Raw genomic sequence first — 19,799 nt, forward strand, 5'->3', positions numbered from 1 at the left:
TCATGTTGACCATCAAGGAACGCACCGGAATCTACAGCGAGCAGATTCGTAGTTTCTTGGTTTCGAATTTCTACGTCAGCGACGTCAAGGCATTGCTGGATGACGCATCCTTGCTCGATCAAGGCATTGTCGACTCGACGGGTGTGCTTGAGATTATCGGCTTCATCGAGGAGACCTTTGGCATTACCGTCGAGGATAGCGAACTTCTGCCTGAAAACCTCGATTCCATCCAGGGGATCGAGCAATACATCATCCGCAAAATGAACTGATGGGTAAGCGTAACGCCCAGAGCAGCCCCGTATTTGGTCTGATTGTCGCAGGATTCATGCCTGCGTCTTGACTTGCCCCAGAACCACCCGGCCCTCGCCCGCTTCGTTCGAGACCGAACGGATGTTCTCGAATGCCTTGCTGCGTTCCAGCAGACCCGCTACCTGTCGGTCTTGGCCAAGCCCGACCTCGAAGAGCAGGATGCCGCCACGCCGCAGGTATCGCGGTGCGTCTTTCAGTACGCGCATATGAATGCTCAGGCCGTAAGGGCCGGCTGCAAACGCCTCGCGCGGCTCAAGCTCGATCAGATGGGCGCGGTCGCCCTCGAGCCGCTTTTCAGAAATGTAAGGCGGATTGCAGACGATTACGTCGATAGTTCCGTCTAACCCAAGGCCGATGAGAGAGTCGAACAAGTCGCCCTGAAGCACCGAAAGACGCTCAGCCATGCCGTGATGTGAGGTGTTGCGGCGTGCCGTTTCGACGCATTCATCGGTGAGATCGCTTGCCCAGACAAGGGCGCTGGGCACATGGTAGGCGATCGCGCACGCCAGATTCCCAGTGCCGCAGCACATATCAACTATGCGCGGAGCCGGCAGGTTCATCTGATGCAACACACCAAGCGCGGTCTTGCCGAGCAACTCGGTCTCAGGTCTGGGGACGAGCGCACCGGGCGAAACCAGCAGTTCAAGTCCCATGAACATGGCGCGGCCGGCGCCATAGGCATCAGCTACACTGAACTCTTTGCTCATGGCCGACCCCATCGCTTGATCTCCCCAGTATAGATCTGCGGCGCTCATGCGCCAGCCAAACCTGCTCCGAAATCATGAATTCTCAAGCCTTTCCTTCGAAAAACTGCAGGCACAAACTCGGTGCATCGCACTTCTGACGCTCATTGACCGATTGCAATCTCAGGTCGCCAAAGATGGAGAGAGAGGTGCTGCTCATGCTTTGAAGAGCCAATGGCGCGGTACGGCGGCTTTTAGATTTTGTGGATGGTGGAGAGGGGTAAACGCCTATCCAACTCTGATGGAGCGGAGGCGCGGACCGCAGCTCCATTGACGCGCTAATCTTCGGCTCCGGTAATTCAGCAAGTGGTCGGTGGAAGCGCCTCCGCTCCAGCATCAGCCTCACCTTGCTGCATGGAGAGGTTACCTATAGGTTTGCGGACATGTCGAAACAACTGTCCGAAGGTCTCGGATCGACATCTCATTTCCGGTCAATCGCAGAGAGGGGCCGTGAGCGAAAGCGTGAGTGTTCTGATTGTTGAGGATCAATGGCTAGTCGCGCAGGACACTGCCGCGCGGCTGCGTCGCGCCGGTTATCAGGTGGTCGGACCTGTGCCGTCGGTATCCGCCGCTCTGCGTCTTGTCGAATCGGACAAGATTGACGTGGCGTTGCTAGACATCCAGCTGAACGGTGAAACGGGTCTGCCGGTGGCGAGGATATTGCAGGCGCGAGGCATCCCCTTTGCCTTCTTGTCGGGATTTGGCCCCGCCGACGTTCCCGCGGCTTTCCGCGACTGCAGATTCCTGCCGAAGCCGGCAACCGATGCTGTCATCCTTGCTGCTGTCAGCGAGTTGGCGTCCCTGCGCACAGCTTCGCGCTGACATTCGCTCCGCCGCATTATTACCGGAGTTGCGCCCTGGCGACCTGGTAGGCCGGACGAGGTCAGTCTCACAAAGGGCAACATTGGCGCTTTGGCCATGAGGACGGCGGACTACGACCGGCGAGGACGGAAATTCAGCGTTCAAAAAGCATCCGCCGGGGTTCCACTTCTCGGCCTGTTGGCGGCGATTTGGACTTAGGTCCGATCCCGGTCGCCAGAGGTCGGATTGCGGAACATCTGCCAAGGACCCACGTTCGGGGTTTGAGCACGGAGGTGCCGGCCGATCTCGAAGCGCAAGTTTCACGGGCAACTGTTGGGGAGTGTCGTAGTGCCGATTTCAAACGATATGGGGGACGAGTACCTGGAACTGGAATGTCCAAACTGTTCTCATGTCATCATAAAAAAGGGATCGTGGTTGAAGGTGATATCCAACTTCAACTGCACCCAATGCCATGCAAAAATCAGAATTGGTTATATGACCAAGCTCGCGCTTTTCGAGAAAAAAAGGCAAAGCATGAACCCGGCTGCGCAGTGAGCGTCCTGGCGGCCCGACAGTCGTTTGGGGTGGTGCGTTGAACCGTCGGGCCTGACCGGCCCGATGGCGGGGGAGCCAGGCCGGCTGGGTGAATCGTATACATTAGATCGTGCTTATCAAGCCCAAATACGCGGCGCGACATCGCCTGGTGACGCAACGGTGAACCCCGCGCCCGTATACGCGCTAGCAGGAACGTCGGCGGTCAACATGCCGCTCATTCGTAGAGAGTGCGAACAGCTTCATCAAACAGCTCCACCTCGGCTTCAACCTTTTCAGCCGCTTTATCGACCTTGTCGAAACGCTTCAGCATTCGATTGTGGAGCATGGACAAGCGTGCCGCATGGTAGACCACGCTGCGCTTGTAACCTTCAGAGTCGAGTGGTTCGAACAACATTGTCATGGCAGAAATCCTCAATGTTTTTCGTCCTGCAATCCTTCCCTAGTAAACCGCCAGTTAACTCTTTCGTTCCGCTGGTGATGCGAAGGCGCCCGAATGAATAACTCGTTGCGCTGTCTCCAGACTGCACGAGCGTGCTTCGTCTGTCTGAGGTTGGGCCCCAAGGCTTGCGCTTGCCTCGCCTGTTCGGCTCATGCTGCGTCAGTCACGACATCGACGGCCAGCTTCAGTTCAATCGCTTTGGGCGTGAGTTGAATACCGGCGCTGCCAAAAATTGCCGAATGATCATCCTGCTGTGGTGGGACCGCCGAACCCGTCAGGAGCGACGAACCGAGCCGGCTTGGATAGTCGCCCCGCCGCAAGGACGCGAGCGATCGAAGATCACGTCGGCAGGTGCTCTGCCCTCTCTGGGAAGCCGGCGCCGCGCGCACTTACTGAAAAAACCCAAACAGAATAAGAGCGAGAAAGGCAAACAGCAGCGCTGCAGCCGCTAGCAACACACCTTTGTTGGAGCCGCGCCGAGGTTGAGGGTCAGGCACGAGTTTTTTCCGGTTTGGGAGTTCATTCATTGGACATTAATTTGCGGCTGCAAATTAGGTTCCGCTCATGCTTGGATGCCTACAATGCCGCCCCACAGCGCCCTACAGGCGCACGACCTTCGCTAGCCCTAGGCGTATCCGCTGGCCTTCTGCAAAGGATAACGCGAACGATTCCTGATTGAATGACCGGGCAATTTCCTGATCTTTCTCAACCACGCGGACGAACCATTCGCCCCAGGTTTCTGTCACTTCGACGCAAGGGACGGCCTTGCGGAATGGAGCCGCGTTATCCATCACAGCAGACCTACGAGCAATGGCAACGTCAGTTTTATAAGGCCACCGAATTCGGGATTTCAATGCAAAAGTCGATACGTGATCATGTAATTTACGGGATCAAGTAATTAGTGAGCAGCGGATCGCATTTGAAGTGCGCTAACGATCACCTATGTGCTCACCGAAGCATTGGGGTTCGGCCGACACGGTGATTTTGAACGCCTACGGCAATTCCTTCTCTGAGAAAGTCGCTGACCGGCATGATGGCGCACTGAACCAAGATGGCGGGCATGGGGCCCGGCTGCAAGCTGCATGGACTTCGGAAGACGCTGGGGAAGTACCTGGCCAAGGAGGGCGCGACCTCGAAACAATCGGCAGGCATTCTCGGCCACGACGTCCTGGACCACGTAGAGCTTTACAGCAAGGACGGAGCAGGAGCGGCTCGCCGTGGATGGCATGGCGAAGCTTCTGAAGCGGTTTGTCTAACCCACTGTCTAACCAGGTTGTCTACCCTCGACGCAAAGCCTTGTGCATGAAGGCGACTGGTGGCCCGGAGGGTGTCTAAAAATCCTTGATTTTGTTAGTTTTTTCTTGGGCCAAAATCAGAAATCTTCCCGTATCGTTCCGTATGTTTCCCGTGACGCTATGAAGTCCACTCCAGCTAACCTCGTTTGAGAACGTTCTGAGGCATGCTCTAGAACGGCCGCAGTGGTGCGGGAAGCATTACGAGGTTTTGGACGTACCTGCTGATGCCGTTGCTGCGTTCAAAGTTGCCTTTGCCAAGGGCGTCTATTTTAACAGCCACATCCGCAATCGTTATACAGTCCGGCTCGCGCCAGAGCGCTGACATCTGGAGACGCCGGGTTTGTGCAGGGATGGCCCGCGCCTGCTTCCGAGCGCGGGCCGACCATGATGAGTGAGGGGCCATCTTGGTCACCGGCAGGGACCGCTGAGAACGAGCCGGGTGTGACCGAACAGCCTCGGAGCGGGGATGTTCCCGGCTGACCCAAAAAGGCCGAAGGGCGCAATTAGCACCGACTTAATTAGGTCCGGATCATTTTAACGAATCGTTGACCGCGCTGTCCCAGAATAGGACGGCGCGGTCAAACCCCAACCTTGGCTGCGCAGGCGGCTTCGGCACTCAGTTCCACCCCCGAGCTGTCGGAGCCGCCACCCACCCCACACTTATACCAGCAATGGTTGAATCAACCGTTACTGCACGTGCTTTCATGGCGCTTCCCTGATCGTTAGACTTTGACGGATCAAACAGGGGATTCACAGATTCGGAGACTCGACCGATGGAAACGATCTTCGATGACATTGCCAAGTCCCTCAGAGCGCTCCGCACAGACGCATGGCGCCCTGTACGCGCCTTCGCCATCGACATGGCCGGCAAGCTGTTCCTTGGCGTCGCCCTGGACCTTGGCTTCGGAATTGGCGATCGCGGGTTATACCCGACCTATCGGTTCGGGCGGTCCGTAGCCAAAGCGTTGTAAAGCACCAAACACGCCAGCAACGAAATGACGCTGCCCAGCAGGTCGCCTAGGGTCGGGCCGAAAAAATAGACAAGATCGAGCGCCAGTACCGCCATCGCTCTCGGACACTGCCGGACATTAACCGTTAGTCGCCGCTAATGTTCCGGTCTGGATAACCTGTTCAATCTTTTGGTTGAACTTGCGCCATTCGCCAACAATCCAAAGTTGGGCGAAGCAATCAAGCTTGCGAATGAATACGCCTCCGGAGACGTCCCCATCGGCCAAGAGGTTTTGAGGCCATCGGAGCGTCGCGGAAAGAAATGATAGAGAGTTGGCGAAAGAGGCGGAACGCTATCCGGTCTGGCAAGCTCGCTCCCACACCACGCAACATTATCCAAAGTACCGCGAGGAATAGGAATGGCTAAAGTCCGCAAACGCACCCTGCCCTCCGTCGAAGTCCGCTGGCTGGCCGACTATTTCGATGCCGGCGGCAATCGCCGCTCCAAGCAGTTCGACAAGCGCAAGGATGCCGACGGCTATCCGGTAAAGGTGCGACGTGACCTGCAGCTATGATTCGAATCCAGGTTCCCCAGAAAGCGATTTTTCCGTTTGATCATTAGAATATTTCGTGTCAGTCGGACGCACAGTCGGTAATTTTTGTTTCCGTTTCGAGCTTGCGGATGGCGCTTTCGCCGAGCGCCGGATCTCGGTTGAGGAAGGCTGTGGCCGGTGATCGTTGCGATTTCCGGCACCCAGGCCTCGACGAGCGCCAGGCGCGTTACAGCAGTCCCGCGAATGTATTGAGGGTCACTCCGACCACCCCGGCCGAGGCGCAGGCCTTGCGCCACGATGATCGAAAGCCATCGGAGGTCCATGGCACGCCGTCGCTGTTCAAAAGTATCTGCCCGACCTTGTCGCGCAACGCCTTGAGCGGCCCTCCGACGGGAATGACCACACGAGTTCCGGTCTTGGATTGCTGCAGGCGGATCACCTTGCCGTCATACTGCTGCCAAGTGAGCCGCAGCAGGTCGCCCTGGCGCCGGCCGGTCCACAAGGCCAGTGTGAGCGGCAGATGCAGGTGCGCGGGAGCGCTGGCATAGAATGCGGCCTCATCGGCGGCAGTCCAGACGTTAGCCACCCTGGTGCCGCGATAGAGGCGCCCGCCCTTCTCGCAAGGATTGGCTGACACAAGGCCGCGACCGTGTCCCCAGGACAGGATCCTCGCCAGCACCTGCCAGCCATAGTCTGCCTGTCGGCGCGATGCCTTGGCGCGCTCGTCGCGCCACTCCATGAAGATGCCGTGCGTGCGGCGGTCGCTCATGCCCGACAGCGGGAAGTCACCGAATTTCTTTCCGATAACCTTGATCAGCTTGACATAGTCGGCTTGCTTGCGCGGCGCCAGGTCATCCAAATCCGAGCTGGCCTGAAATTCATTCATCACGGACAGGAGCGCGCCCTGGCGCGGCTTGGCCTTGGTCGCGGCGGCAGCTTTGTAGGCCGCGATGAATTCGGGATCTCCAGGCTTGCCAGGCAAGGTGGCCCGCCCTTCCAAGCCCACTAGTAGGTGACGAGGCTGCCGTCGGCGAGTTGTTTCGTGCGGCTGTTCAGCCCCTTAAGACGAACGCGCATGATTTTTTATACACTGGTCGATGGGGTTTTCCGGTTCGCTCGTATGTGTAGCGGCGATGACCACGATCTTGCCCGTCGCCTCTACCCTGCCAGGCTCCATGTTGCCTTAGCGTGCGCTCTTGATCCGCGCGCAATATCGGCAATTTTGAAGGAGATCAGTGTGCCGGCCATTTTTGGGTTGCTCCCGCCTTTTCAGCCGCCGCGTTTTCCAAAAGATTGGTGAGGTTTTGGATTAACTGCTTGGAGCAGATCCTTGACGGGCAGCCCCATCACCTTCTCGATGCCAATTAAGACTTCCAGGACAATTCGAGCCGGCCTGAGAATGATCGAAACCGGATATTGATCGCGCCTAATTACCTCTCCTACCGGAGACGATGCATCGAAATCAGACCATCCCTGCCCTTCCTGGTCGAAAGACAAGGCCAAGGTGCGGAAATTCGGACTCTTGGGACCTTCTCAGATGGTTACAGCAACCGACACAGTGAAACGCAATTGTCCATGAGATCGGCGGTTGCTGCTACACATTCACCTGACTGGGGCATGCGTTTCTGGAAGGCGGTCCGCAGCCGGTTCCGTGCACGTTTTATTTTGACTGTTAACTGTCACGCTAGTCGAATGTTGACGACTCCCCCTCGGAAGAGTTAATAATCTCCTAATATAAGCATTTTCTTAAAAACATGATCGGCAGCCGACGAGTTTGCCGACGCAAGGGGAGACGCAGCGCGACGACCAATCTCGTCGCAACATCATCATCATCATCATCATCATCGAGCCGCCATCCGTAAACGGTACTGCTGAGTCAGCCGTTCGCAAGGCGTAACATAGCGGTGGTTGGGTGGGCTGACTAAGTCTATGAGCTTTGATAGCGAGTGCTTTGTCTTTTCAGTGCGGTCGGTAAACGGATGTGGGGGCATCTGTGTATGAGTAAGGGGGTTATAGTGGCTGCTTCTCAAATCATAAACGCCGACGGAATGTCGACGTTGCTTCCCGATACGCCACAGGGCGGAGACTTATACCTACCGCTTAGCCGAAAATGCGCCCGTCCCCATTTCCACCGTTCTGAATTATATCTCTCGATGGGTCGAGTAGCGATCTGGCCGAAATCACACTTTGCTCTCCGAATGATGAGTTTTCCGCCTCGACCGATCCGAAGAAGCCCGCTGTTGCCTGCGCAGATTCAGCAGGCATCAAGCTGTGTTTGCCGGACTCGCGAGCGTGGGCGTTTGGCATTGGTACACATGCCATTGGTCTGGATGCGAACTCATTTGGTCCGGCGCTCTTTCCCAGGATCAAGCCGTTTGTTGGCGAAGGCGAACTTGCCCTCATAGGTTCACAATTTTTGAGCGACGCCGCTGCAAGCGGCAGGTCAATGTCGGCACTTCTCGATCGACAAGAACAACTAGCGAGATAGGGGACGGGGTATGGCAACGACCATTGGGACAGGCAGCAACGATAATCTGGTCGGCGGTAGCGGTGTAGACATACTGTCGGGGGGCGCTGGAGACGATCGCCTGAATGGCGGATCGGGTGATGACATCCTCAATGGCGGTAGCGGTTTCGATACTGTTCTCGGCGGATCAGGGACGGACACGCTGATCTATAAGGCCTATGAAAATCAGTACCGCCTTGGCAGCACATTCACAAGTTCCACCCAGACGGTGACAGGCGGGACGCTGTATTCTGGAACAGACCAGACCACCAATGGCATCGTGCCTACTCAAACGTTGCTGGGCGGGACCACTTTTTCGGGTTATGATTCGTATGACGGCGGAAACGGCGCGGCGCAGCTCGGTAAGACTGGATCCACACCCGACGTCGACACTATGCAGATTTGGCTGAGCGCAGCTCAGTTCAGCGACTCGGCCATTGCGGCAGAGATCGCTTACGTCAAAAACGTTTGGCTTCCCGCACACATCAGCGCGCAAACTGGCCAGGCTGATAGCTCTGTCTACACCTTCAAGACGCTCGATCTTAAAATCACCGGTATTGAGCAGATTGTAGTTCTCAACGAGCAAGGAACAACAAATCACGCACCCTCGACGCCGACTGACAGCGACGGTGCCGTCGGCGGCAGTGTTTCGGAAGGCGCTGCCAATGGCACCACGGTCGGGATCACGGCGATTGCAACCGATGCTGACGGCGACACGGTCACCTACAGCCTAACCGACAATGCCGGCGGCCGGTTTGGGATCAATGCCACCACCGGCGTGGTGACGGTGGCCAACGCCTCGCTACTCAACTACGAGACGGCGACCAGCCATACGATTACGGTACAGGCGAACGATGGCCACGGCGGGATAACTACCCAGAGCTTCACCATTGCGGTGACCGACGTGGCACCCTCGACGCCGACGGACGGCAACGCCGGGGCCAACACCGTTGCAGAGGGTGCGACCGCAGGCACGCTGGTCGGGGTGACGGCCTCGTCAAGCGACGTCCATGGCGGCACGGTGACGTACTCGCTGAGCGACGATGCCGGCGGGCGGTTCCAAATCAACTCGACCACCGGCGTGGTGAGCGTGAGCGCCGCGGGCGCCGGCACGATCGATTTCGAGAGCAGTGGCGGCAGTTACACAATCAAGGCGGTTGCCAGTGACGGGACCCTGACCAGCTCGCAGACCTTCACCATCAATGTGACCGACGTTGCGCCGACGCAGCCGACCGACGGCAATGGCGCGGCCAACACGGTTTCGGAAGGCGTCGCCAACGGGGCGACGGTCGGCATCACGGCGACCTCGACCGACGTCAACGGCGGCACGGTCACGTACTCGCTGACCGGCGACACGTCGGGTGGCGGCTTCACGATCGACAGCGGCACCGGCATCGTGACGGTGGCGGACGCCACCAAGATCGACTTCGAGAGCGCCGCTGGACACGCCTATGACGTCACGGTTCAGGCTTCTGACGGGACCCTGACCAGCTCGCAGACCTTCACCATCAATGTGACCGACGTTGCGCCGACGCAGCCGACCGACGGCAATGGCGCGGCCAACACGGTTTCGGAAGGCGTCGCCAACGGGGCGACGGTCGGCATCACGGCGACCTCGACCGACGTCAACGGCGGCACGGTCACGTACTCGCTGACCGGCGACACGTCGGGTGGCGGCTTCACGATCGACAGCGGCACCGGCATCGTGACGGTGGCGGACGCCACCAAGATCGACTTCGAGAGCGCCGCTGGACACGCCTATGACGTCACGGTTCAGGCTTCTGACGGGACCCTGACCAGCTCGCAGACCTTCACCATCAATGTGACCGACGTTGCGCCGACGCAGCCGACCGACGGCAATGGCGCGGCCAACACGGTTTCGGAAGGCGTCGCCAACGGGGCGACGGTCGGCATCACGGCGACCTCGACCGACGTCAACGGCGGCACGGTCACGTACTCGCTGACCGGCGACACGTCGGGTGGCGGCTTCACGATCGACAGCGGCACCGGCATCGTGACGGTGGCGGACGCCACCAAGATCGACTTCGAGAGCGCCGCTGGACACGCCTATGACGTCACGGTTCAGGCTTCTGACGGGACCCTGACCAGCTCGCAGACCTTCACCATCAATGTGACCGACGTTGCGCCGACGCAGCCGACCGACGGCAATGGCGCGGCCAACACGGTTTCGGAAGGCGTCGCCAACGGGGCGACGGTCGGCATCACGGCGACCTCGACCGACGTCAACGGCGGCACGGTCACGTACTCGCTGACCGGCGACACGTCGGGTGGCGGCTTCACGATCGACAGCGGCACCGGCATCGTGACGGTGGCGGACGCCACCAAGATCGACTTCGAGAGCGCCGCTGGACACGCCTATGACGTCACGGTTCAGGCTTCTGACGGGACCCTGACCAGCTCGCAGACCTTCACCATCAATGTGACCGACGTTGCGCCGACGCAGCCGACCGACGGCAATGGCGCGGCCAACACGGTTTCGGAAGGCGTCGCCAACGGGGCGACGGTCGGCATCACGGCGACCTCGACCGACGTCAACGGCGGCACGGTCACGTACTCGCTGACCGGCGACACGTCGGGTGGCGGCTTCACGATCGACAGCGGCACCGGCATCGTGACGGTGGCGGACGCCACCAAGATCGACTTCGAGAGCGCCGCTGGACACGCCTATGACGTCACGGTTCAGGCTTCTGACGGGACCCTGACCAGCTCGCAGACCTTCACCATCAATGTGACCGACGTTGCGCCGACGCAGCCGACCGACGGCAATGGCGCGGCCAACACGGTTTCGGAAGGCGTCGCCAACGGGGCGACGGTCGGCATCACGGCGACCTCGACCGACGTCAACGGCGGCACGGTCACGTACTCGCTGACCGGCGACACGTCGGGTGGCGGCTTCACGATCGACAGCGGCACCGGCATCGTGACGGTGGCGGACGCCACCAAGATCGACTTCGAGAGCGCCGCTGGACACGCCTATGACGTCACGGTTCAGGCTTCTGACGGGACCCTGACCAGCTCGCAGACCTTCACCATCAATGTGACCGACGTTGCGCCGACGCAGCCGACCGACGGCAATGGCGCGGCCAACACGGTTTCGGAAGGCGTCGCCAACGGGGCGACGGTCGGCATCACGGCGACCTCGACCGACGTCAACGGCGGCACGGTCACGTACTCGCTGACCGGCGACACGTCGGGTGGCGGCTTCACGATCGACAGCGGCACCGGCATCGTGACGGTGGCGGACGCCACCAAGATCGACTTCGAGAGCGCCGCTGGACACGCCTATGACGTCACGGTTCAGGCTTCTGACGGGACCCTGACCAGCTCGCAGACCTTCACCATCAATGTGACCGACGTTGCGCCGACGCAGCCGACCGACGGCAATGGCGCGGCCAACACGGTTTCGGAAGGCGTCGCCAACGGGGCGACGGTCGGCATCACGGCGACCTCGACCGACGTCAACGGCGGCACGGTCACGTACTCGCTGACCGGCGACACGTCGGGTGGCGGCTTCACGATCGACAGCGGCACCGGCATCGTGACGGTGGCGGACGCCACCAAGATCGACTTCGAGAGCGCCGCTGGACACGCCTATGACGTCACGGTTCAGGCTTCTGACGGGACCCTGACCAGCTCGCAGACCTTCACCATCAATGTGACCGACGTTGCGCCGACGCAGCCGACCGACGGCAATGGCGCGGCCAACACGGTTTCGGAAGGCGTCGCCAACGGGGCGACGGTCGGCATCACGGCGACCTCGACCGACGTCAACGGCGGCACGGTCACGTACTCGCTGACCGGCGACACGTCGGGTGGCGGCTTCACGATCGACAGCGGCACCGGCATCGTGACGGTGGCGGACGCCACCAAGATCGACTTCGAGAGCGCCGCTGGACACGCCTATGACGTCACGGTTCAGGCTTCTGACGGGACCCTGACCAGCTCGCAGACCTTCACCATCAATGTGACCGACGTTGCGCCGACGCAGCCGACCGACGGCAATGGCGCGGCCAACACGGTTTCGGAAGGCGTCGCCAACGGGGCGACGGTCGGCATCACGGCGACCTCGACCGACGTCAACGGCGGCACGGTCACGTACTCGCTGACCGGCGACACGTCGGGTGGCGGCTTCACGATCGACAGCGGCACCGGCATCGTGACGGTGGCGGACGCCACCAAGATCGACTTCGAGAGCGCCGCTGGACACGCCTATGACGTCACGGTTCAGGCTTCTGACGGGACCCTGACCAGCTCGCAGACCTTCACCATCAATGTGACCGACGTTGCGCCGACGCAGCCGACCGACGGCAATGGCGCGGCCAACACGGTTTCGGAAGGCGTCGCCAACGGGGCGACGGTCGGCATCACGGCGACCTCGACCGACGTCAACGGCGGCACGGTCACGTACTCGCTGACCGGCGACACGTCGGGTGGCGGCTTCACGATCGACAGCGGCACCGGCATCGTGACGGTGGCGGACGCCACCAAGATCGACTTCGAGAGCGCCGCTGGACACGCCTATGACGTCACGGTTCAGGCTTCTGACGGGACCCTGACCAGCTCGCAGACCTTCACCATCAATGTGACCGACGTTGCGCCGACGCAGCCGACCGACGGCAATGGCGCGGCCAACACGGTTTCGGAAGGCGTCGCCAACGGGGCGACGGTCGGCATCACGGCGACCTCGACCGACGTCAACGGCGGCACGGTCACGTACTCGCTGACCGGCGACACGTCGGGTGGCGGCTTCACGATCGACAGCGGCACCGGCATCGTGACGGTGGCGGACGCCACCAAGATCGACTTCGAGAGCGCCGCTGGACACGCCTATGACGTCACGGTTCAGGCTTCTGACGGGACCCTGACCAGCTCGCAGACCTTCACCATCAATGTGACCGACGTTGCGCCGACGCAGCCGACCGACGGCAATGGCGCGGCCAACACGGTTTCGGAAGGCGTCGCCAACGGGGCGACGGTCGGCATCACGGCGACCTCGACCGACGTCAACGGCGGCACGGTCACGTACTCGCTGACCGGCGACACGTCGGGTGGCGGCTTCACGATCGACAGCGGCACCGGCATCGTGACGGTGGCGGACGCCACCAAGATCGACTTCGAGAGCGCCGCTGGACACGCCTATGACGTCACGGTTCAGGCTTCTGACGGGACCCTGACCAGCTCGCAGACCTTCACCATCAATGTGACCGACGTTGCGCCGACGCAGCCGACCGACGGCAATGGCGCGGCCAACACGGTTTCGGAAGGCGTCGCCAACGGGGCGACGGTCGGCATCACGGCGACCTCGACCGACGTCAACGGCGGCACGGTCACGTACTCGCTGACCGGCGACACGTCGGGTGGCGGCTTCACGATCGACAGCGGCACCGGCATCGTGACGGTGGCGGACGCCACCAAGATCGACTTCGAGAGCGCCGCTGGACACGCCTATGACGTCACGGTTCAGGCTTCTGACGGGACCCTGACCAGCTCGCAGACCTTCACCATCAATGTGACCGACGTTGCGCCGACGCAGCCGACCGACGGCAATGGCGCGGCCAACACGGTTTCGGAAGGCGTCGCCAACGGGGCGACGGTCGGCATCACGGCGACCTCGACCGACGTCAACGGCGGCACGGTCACGTACTCGCTGACCGGCGACACGTCGGGTGGCGGCTTCACGATCGACAGCGGCACCGGCATCGTGACGGTGGCGGACGCCACCAAGATCGACTTCGAGAGCGCCGCTGGACACGCCTATGACGTCACGGTTCAGGCTTCTGACGGGACCCTGACCAGCTCGCAGACCTTCACCATCAATGTGACCGACGTTGCGCCGACGCAGCCGACCGACGGCAATGGCGCGGCCAACACGGTTTCGGAAGGCGTCGCCAACGGGGCGACGGTCGGCATCACGGCGACCTCGACCGACGTCAACGGCGGCACGGTCACGTACTCGCTGACCGGCGACACGTCGGGTGGCGGCTTCACGATCGACAGCGGCACCGGCATCGTGACGGTGGCGGACGCCACCAAGATCGACTTCGAGAGCGCCGCTGGACACGCCTATGACGTCACGGTTCAGGCTTCTGACGGGACCCTGACCAGCTCGCAGACCTTCACCATCAATGTGACCGACGTTGCGCCGACGCAGCCGACCGACGGCAATGGCGCGGCCAACACGGTTTCGGAAGGCGTCGCCAACGGGGCGACGGTCGGCATCACGGCGACCTCGACCGACGTCAACGGCGGCACGGTCACGTACTCGCTGACCGGCGACACGTCGGGTGGCGGCTTCACGATCGACAGCGGCACCGGCATCGTGACGGTGGCGGACGCCACCAAGATCGACTTCGAGAGCGCCGCTGGACACGCCTATGACGTCACGGTTCAGGCTTCTGACGGGACCCTGACCAGCTCGCAGACCTTCACCATCAATGTGACCGACGTTGCGCCGACGCAGCCGACCGACGGCAATGGCGCGGCCAACACGGTTTCGGAAGGCGTCGCCAACGGGGCGACGGTCGGCATCACGGCGACCTCGACCGACGTCAACGGCGGCACGGTCACGTACTCGCTGACCGGCGACACGTCGGGTGGCGGCTTCACGATCGACAGCGGCACCGGCATCGTGACGGTGGCGGACGCCACCAAGATCGACTTCGAGAGCGCCGCTGGACACGCCTATGACGTCACGGTTCAGGCTTCTGACGGGACCCTGACCAGCTCGCAGACCTTCACCATCAATGTGACCGACGTTGCGCCGACGCAGCCGACCGACGGCAATGGCGCGGCCAACACGGTTTCGGAAGGCGTCGCCAACGGGGCGACGGTCGGCATCACGGCGACCTCGACCGACGTCAACGGCGGCACGGTCACGTACTCGCTGACCGGCGACACGTCGGGTGGCGGCTTCACGATCGACAGCGGCACCGGCATCGTGACGGTGGCGGACGCCACCAAGATCGACTTCGAGAGCGCCGCTGGACACGCCTATGACGTCACGGTTCAGGCTTCTGACGGGACCCTGACCAGCTCGCAGACCTTCACCATCAATGTGACCGACGTTGCGCCGACGCAGCCGACCGACGGCAATGGCGCGGCCAACACGGTTTCGGAAGGCGTCGCCAACGGGGCGACGGTCGGCATCACGGCGACCTCGACCGACGTCAACGGCGGCACGGTCACGTACTCGCTGACCGGCGACACGTCGGGTGGCGGCTTCACGATCGACAGCGGCACCGGCATCGTGACGGTGGCGGACGCCACCAAGATCGACTTCGAGAGCGCCGCTGGACACGCCTATGACGTCACGGTTCAGGCTTCTGACGGGACCCTGACCAGCTCGCAGACCTTCACCATCAATGTGACCGACGTTGCGCCGACGCAGCCGACCGACGGCAATGGCGCGGCCAACACGGTTTCGGAAGGCGTCGCCAACGGGGCGACGGTCGGCATCACGGCGACCTCGACCGACGTCAACGGCGGCACGGTCACGTACTCGCTGACCGGCGACACGTCGGGTGGCGGCTTCACGATCGACAGCGGCACCGGCATCGTGACGGTGGCGGACGCCACCAAGATCGACTTCGAGAGCGCCGCTGGACACGCCTATGACGTCACGGTTCAGGCTTCTGACGGGACCCTGACCAGCTCGCAGACCTTCACCATCAATGTGACCGACGTTGCGCCGACGCAGCCGACCGACGGCAATGGCGCGGCCAACACGGTTTCGGAAGGCGTCGCCAACGGGGCGACGGTCGGCATCACGGCGACCTCGACCGACGTCAACGGCGGCACGGTCACGTACTCGCTGACCGGCGACACGTCGGGTGGCGGCTTCACGATCGACAGCGGCACCGGCATCGTGACGGTGGCGGACGCCACCAAGATCGACTTCGAGAGCGCCGCTGGACACGCCTATGACGTCACGGTTCAGGCTTCTGACGGGACCCTGACCAGCTCGCAGACCTTCACCATCAATGTGACCGACGTTGCGCCGACGCAGCCGACCGACGGCAATGGCGCGGCCAACACGGTTTCGGAAGGCGTCGCCAACGGGGCGACGGTCGGCATCACGGCGACCTCGACCGACGTCAACGGCGGCACGGTCACGTACTCGCTGACCGGCGACACGTCGGGTGGCGGCTTCACGATCGACAGCGGCACCGGCATCGTGACGGTGGCGGACGCCACCAAGATCGACTTCGAGAGCGCCGCTGGACACGCCTATGACGTCACGGTTCAGGCTTCTGACGGGACCCTGACCAGCTCGCAGACCTTCACCATCAATGTGACCGACGTTGACGAGGCGCCGACGGTGACCTCGGGTGCGACGGCGAGCGTGGCGGAGAACGCGCCGGCCAGCACGGTGGTGTATACCGCGACGGCGACCGATCCAGACACCACGGCGCCGAACAATACCAAGACCTGGAGCTTGACCGGCACCGATGCATCGCTGTTGAGCATCAATTCCAGTGGCCAAGTCACACTCAATGCCTCGGCCAACTTCGAGGCCAAGACTTCCTACAGCTTCAATGTCGTGGACACCGACGGCGGCGGGCTGACCGCCAGCAAGGCCGTGGTCCTGAGCATCACCGACGTCAACGAGGCGCCGACGGTGACCTCGGGTGCGACGGCGAGCGTGGCGGAGAACGCGCCGGCCAGCACGGTGGTGTATACCGCGACGGCGACTGATCCAGACACCACGGCGCCGAACAATATCAAGACCTGGAGCTTGACCGGCACCGATGCATCGCTGTTGAGCATCAATTCCAGTGGCCAAGTCACACTCAATGCCTCGGCCAACTTCGAGGCCAAGACTTCCTACAGCTTCAATGTGGTGGACACCGACGGCGGCGGCCTGATCGCCAGCAAGGCCGTGGTGCTGAGCATCACCAACGTCAACGAGGCGCCGACGGCGCCTACCGATACCAACAGCGCGAACAATTTCGTTGCCGCGAACGCCGCGAATGGCACGCTTATCGGGGTCACGGCAAATTCGACCGATCCCGACGCCGGAGACACGGTTACCTATAGCTTTACGAGCAATCCCAACAATCTGTTCGCTATCAACTCGGCGACCGGCGTAGTGACCGTCGCCGACAGCTCGAGTCTCAATGCGGGCTCCTACACGATCGGAGTTCAGGCCACTGACAATCATGCGCTGTCCGGTCCGAGCTCGAACTTCACTGTCGCGGTGGCAGGCCTCGCGGTGACCTTGACTTCAGCGCAAATCAGTAATCTTGAATCCGGAAATCAGCTCAACAAGAACACTGACCTTGGAATTTTCAATGTCATCGGGAACCCTAACGCGAACACCTATACCTTCTCGCTCCCCAGCAACGTAGGCGACAACAACAGCTTCGCTATCAACTCGACTACAGGCCTGCTGTCGACCGGGACATCTAACGTAGGCTCAAACGCGACTTACCATCTCACTGTGACAGTTACGTTTGGGGCCAATACCTTATCGGTGCCAGTCAATGTTATAGCTGGAGGAACCGGTAACGACTCGCTATCGGCCACAACCGGAATTAATTTGTTCTACGGTCTAAATGGAACTGACACCATCGCGGGGGGCTCCGGCTTCGACGGAATTATCGCTGGTGCTGGGACCGACACCCTTATTGGAAATGGCGGAGGCGATTTTCTGGCGGGGGGCGGGCAAAGCGATACGTTCAAGTACAATGCCATCACCGACTCCCAGTCCGGCATTGTCAACAACGTTGCCAATTATGACACGATCGCCGATTTCACTTCGGGGACGGACAAGATCGATTTGACGAGCTTTATCGCTTCGGCTTTCACGGCGTTTAAAATGAGCGACGTGGGGGTCGCAAATGTCGCGGCGCATACTATCGCCTGGCATTTTGACAGCGCCACCAATCAGACGATTGTCTACGCCAACCAGACCGCCGGTGCCCTGGCGCAAGGCAACTCTGGGCTGCTCGAAATCCATCTAGCAGGCACCCCGTCGGTGGCGGTAGGCGATTTCCTGGATACTGGTGGCCTGGCAGTAGCGCCCGCCGGCATCGCCGGAGAGCCGATCAATCTTGCCCTGACCGCACCGTCGGCGAATCTTGTCCCCGTCTTAGTCACAATCGCCGGCGTTCCTTCGGGGTGGACTTTGAATGAAGGCACTAACAACGGCGACGGCACGTGGACGGTTAACACGAACGACGTGCAATCGCTGACCGTCACCACGCCTTCCGAATTCACCGGCGCAGCCGTGCTCGACGTCCAGATGACCTGGACCAACGCAGACGGCACGACCGGCAGCGCGTTGATCGTCGACAATGTCGAGGCCTACGCGGCAGGCTCGCCGATCTTCGCCTGGTCGGGCGACGACGTGCTGACCGGCTCGAGCGGCAACGATCTCTTTGTCTTCTCGCAGCCAATCGGCGACGACACAGTGCACAGTTTCGATGCGGCCGCGGACAAGATCGACCTGATCGGCTATTCCGGCTTTGCGAGCTTCGCCGATGTCCAGGCGCATATGGCCGACGATGCCAATGGCAATGCGGTGATCACGCTTGGCGACGGCCAGTCGATTATGCTTGATAGCGTGCATTCGAGCGCGCTCACGGACGGCAATTTCGTCTTCGACCAGACGCCGGTGGTCAACAATTCAGGCACCATGACGATCGGCGACGGCGCTCTGCTGCCACTGAGCGGCACGATCAACAACAGCGGCCTCATCTCGCTCGACTCGGTCGGCGGCGATACGCTGCTGCAGATCATCCAGCATGGCGTGACCCTGCAGGGTGGCGGGCAGATCCTGCTCTCCGACAGCGCCGCCAACGTCATCTCCGGCACAGGGCCGGACGTCACTCTGGTCAATGTCGACAACACGATCTCGGGCGCCGGCCAGCTGGGCGGCGGGATGCTCAGCCTCGATAACAGGGGCACCATCATCGCCACCGGCTCGAATGCGCTGGTCATCGATACCGGAGGCAGCGTCGTTGTCAATTCGGGAACGCTTGAGGCAACGGGCTCCGGCGGCCTTACTATCACCGGCGGCCTGGCGAATTCCGGCATGATCTGGGCCAATGGCGGCAACATTGCCATCAACGGCCAGGTCACTGGCGACGGCGATGCCACGATCGGCGATCTGTCGAAGCTCGAGTTCGGTGCGGCCTCTTCAACCGACGTCACGTTCGCGGCGGATGCCGCCGGCACATTGCAGCTGGACGATTCCTTCGATTTCAGCGGAAGCATCGCCGGCATCACCAATGACGACAAGGTGAACCTCGAAGACATCCTGTTCGGCACCGGAACGTCCGCTGCCTATCAGGCGGACCTCGACGGCACCGGAGGAACGTTGACCGTCTCGGACGGCACGCACAACGCCACGCTCCACCTGCTCGGCGTCTACGATGCCCACAGCTTCACACTTGCCGACGACGGCACCGGCAGGACGGTGGTGCAAGTGAGCGACTTTGTGATGTGAACCAAAAGGAGAGCCGCGCGGACAGGCGCGGCTCTCCTCATGCTGCCGGTTCCTGATTCAGCTTACGAATTGAGGTTTACGGCAGGAATAGAAAGGGAACCACGTGGCCGGTTGGACGATCAGGAGTAGTATCGGTTCCGGGCGTGGACAGGGGGGCGGTTTTCCGCTGGGTATTTGAG

Annotated in this window: 11 protein-coding genes and 1 pseudogene; 8 read left to right on the top strand and 4 right to left on the bottom strand. The window is 61.3% G+C overall.

Annotation, left to right across the window (positions count from 1 at the left end; all coding sequences use genetic code 11):
* Positions 1–2 precede the first annotated feature (2 nt).
* Positions 3–269 (top strand): acyl carrier protein, encoded by a 267-nt coding sequence (locus tag ACYG9Z_RS06110; protein WP_023670883.1) that lies wholly within the window; start codon positions 3–5, stop codon positions 267–269.
* Between the two features lie 54 nt (positions 270–323).
* Here the strand turns inward: ACYG9Z_RS06110 and ACYG9Z_RS06115 are convergent, their stop codons facing one another.
* Positions 324–1,016, bottom strand: coding sequence for a N5-glutamine methyltransferase family protein (locus tag ACYG9Z_RS06115; protein WP_023689767.1), 693 nt, complete (start codon positions 1,014–1,016; stop codon positions 324–326).
* A 486-nt stretch (positions 1,017–1,502) separates the two neighbouring features.
* On the opposite strand from ACYG9Z_RS06115, the gene ACYG9Z_RS06120 reads away from it, so the two are divergent.
* Both ACYG9Z_RS06120 and ACYG9Z_RS06125 read left to right on the top strand, forming a co-directional pair.
* Positions 1,503–1,874, top strand: a complete 372-nt coding sequence (locus ACYG9Z_RS06120; RefSeq protein WP_023670881.1) for a response regulator — start codon at positions 1,503–1,505, stop codon at positions 1,872–1,874.
* A gap of 371 nt (positions 1,875–2,245) precedes the next feature.
* Entirely contained in the window at positions 2,246–2,449 is a 204-nt protein-coding gene (locus ACYG9Z_RS06125) for a hypothetical protein (protein WP_155921622.1), read from the top strand.
* A 173-nt stretch (positions 2,450–2,622) separates the two neighbouring features.
* On the opposite strand, the gene ACYG9Z_RS06130 is transcribed toward ACYG9Z_RS06125, so the two are convergent.
* Positions 2,623–2,808 carry a hypothetical protein gene (locus ACYG9Z_RS06130; protein WP_023681021.1) on the bottom strand — a complete coding sequence of 62 codons (186 nt, stop codon included), beginning with the start codon at positions 2,806–2,808 and terminating at the stop codon, positions 2,623–2,625.
* A 1,491-nt stretch (positions 2,809–4,299) separates the two neighbouring features.
* On the opposite strand from ACYG9Z_RS06130, the gene ACYG9Z_RS06135 reads away from it, so the two are divergent.
* The 3 genes from ACYG9Z_RS06135 to ACYG9Z_RS06145 all read left to right on the top strand — a co-directional run bounded on the left by ACYG9Z_RS06135 (position 4,300) and on the right by ACYG9Z_RS06145 (position 5,665).
* Positions 4,300–4,464, top strand: coding sequence for a KTSC domain-containing protein (locus tag ACYG9Z_RS06135; RefSeq protein ID WP_084558913.1), 165 nt, complete (start codon positions 4,300–4,302; stop codon positions 4,462–4,464).
* Between the two features lie 451 nt (positions 4,465–4,915).
* Entirely contained in the window at positions 4,916–5,113 is a 198-nt protein-coding gene (locus tag ACYG9Z_RS06140; RefSeq protein WP_023741159.1) for a hypothetical protein, read from the top strand.
* A gap of 396 nt (positions 5,114–5,509) precedes the next feature.
* Complete coding sequence (locus ACYG9Z_RS06145; RefSeq protein ID WP_023741158.1) at positions 5,510–5,665, top strand: hypothetical protein; 156 nt, start codon at positions 5,510–5,512, stop codon at positions 5,663–5,665.
* Between the two features lie 205 nt (positions 5,666–5,870).
* Here ACYG9Z_RS06145 and ACYG9Z_RS06150 read toward each other — a convergent pair whose 3' ends face one another.
* Both ACYG9Z_RS06150 and ACYG9Z_RS06155 read right to left on the bottom strand, forming a co-directional pair.
* Complete coding sequence (locus ACYG9Z_RS06150; RefSeq protein WP_245259978.1) at positions 5,871–6,626, bottom strand: site-specific integrase; 756 nt, start codon at positions 6,624–6,626, stop codon at positions 5,871–5,873.
* Between the two features lie 287 nt (positions 6,627–6,913).
* Positions 6,914–7,141: a hypothetical protein gene (locus ACYG9Z_RS06155; protein ID WP_155923509.1), complete on the bottom strand. Its 228-nt coding sequence runs from the start codon at positions 7,139–7,141 to the stop codon at positions 6,914–6,916.
* Between the two features lie 1,001 nt (positions 7,142–8,142).
* Here ACYG9Z_RS06155 and ACYG9Z_RS06160 point away from each other — a divergent pair.
* Together ACYG9Z_RS06160 and ACYG9Z_RS06165 are read left to right on the top strand one after the other, a co-directional pair.
* Positions 8,143–8,304: pseudogene (locus ACYG9Z_RS06160) on the top strand (calcium-binding protein); the annotation flags it as partial.
* Positions 8,305–8,544: 240 nt separating this feature from the next.
* Entirely contained in the window at positions 8,545–19,620 is an 11,076-nt protein-coding gene (locus tag ACYG9Z_RS06165) for a cadherin domain-containing protein (RefSeq protein WP_460222907.1), read from the top strand.
* Positions 19,621–19,799 lie beyond the last annotated feature (179 nt).

The organism is Mesorhizobium sp. RSR380A (assembly GCF_054719385.1).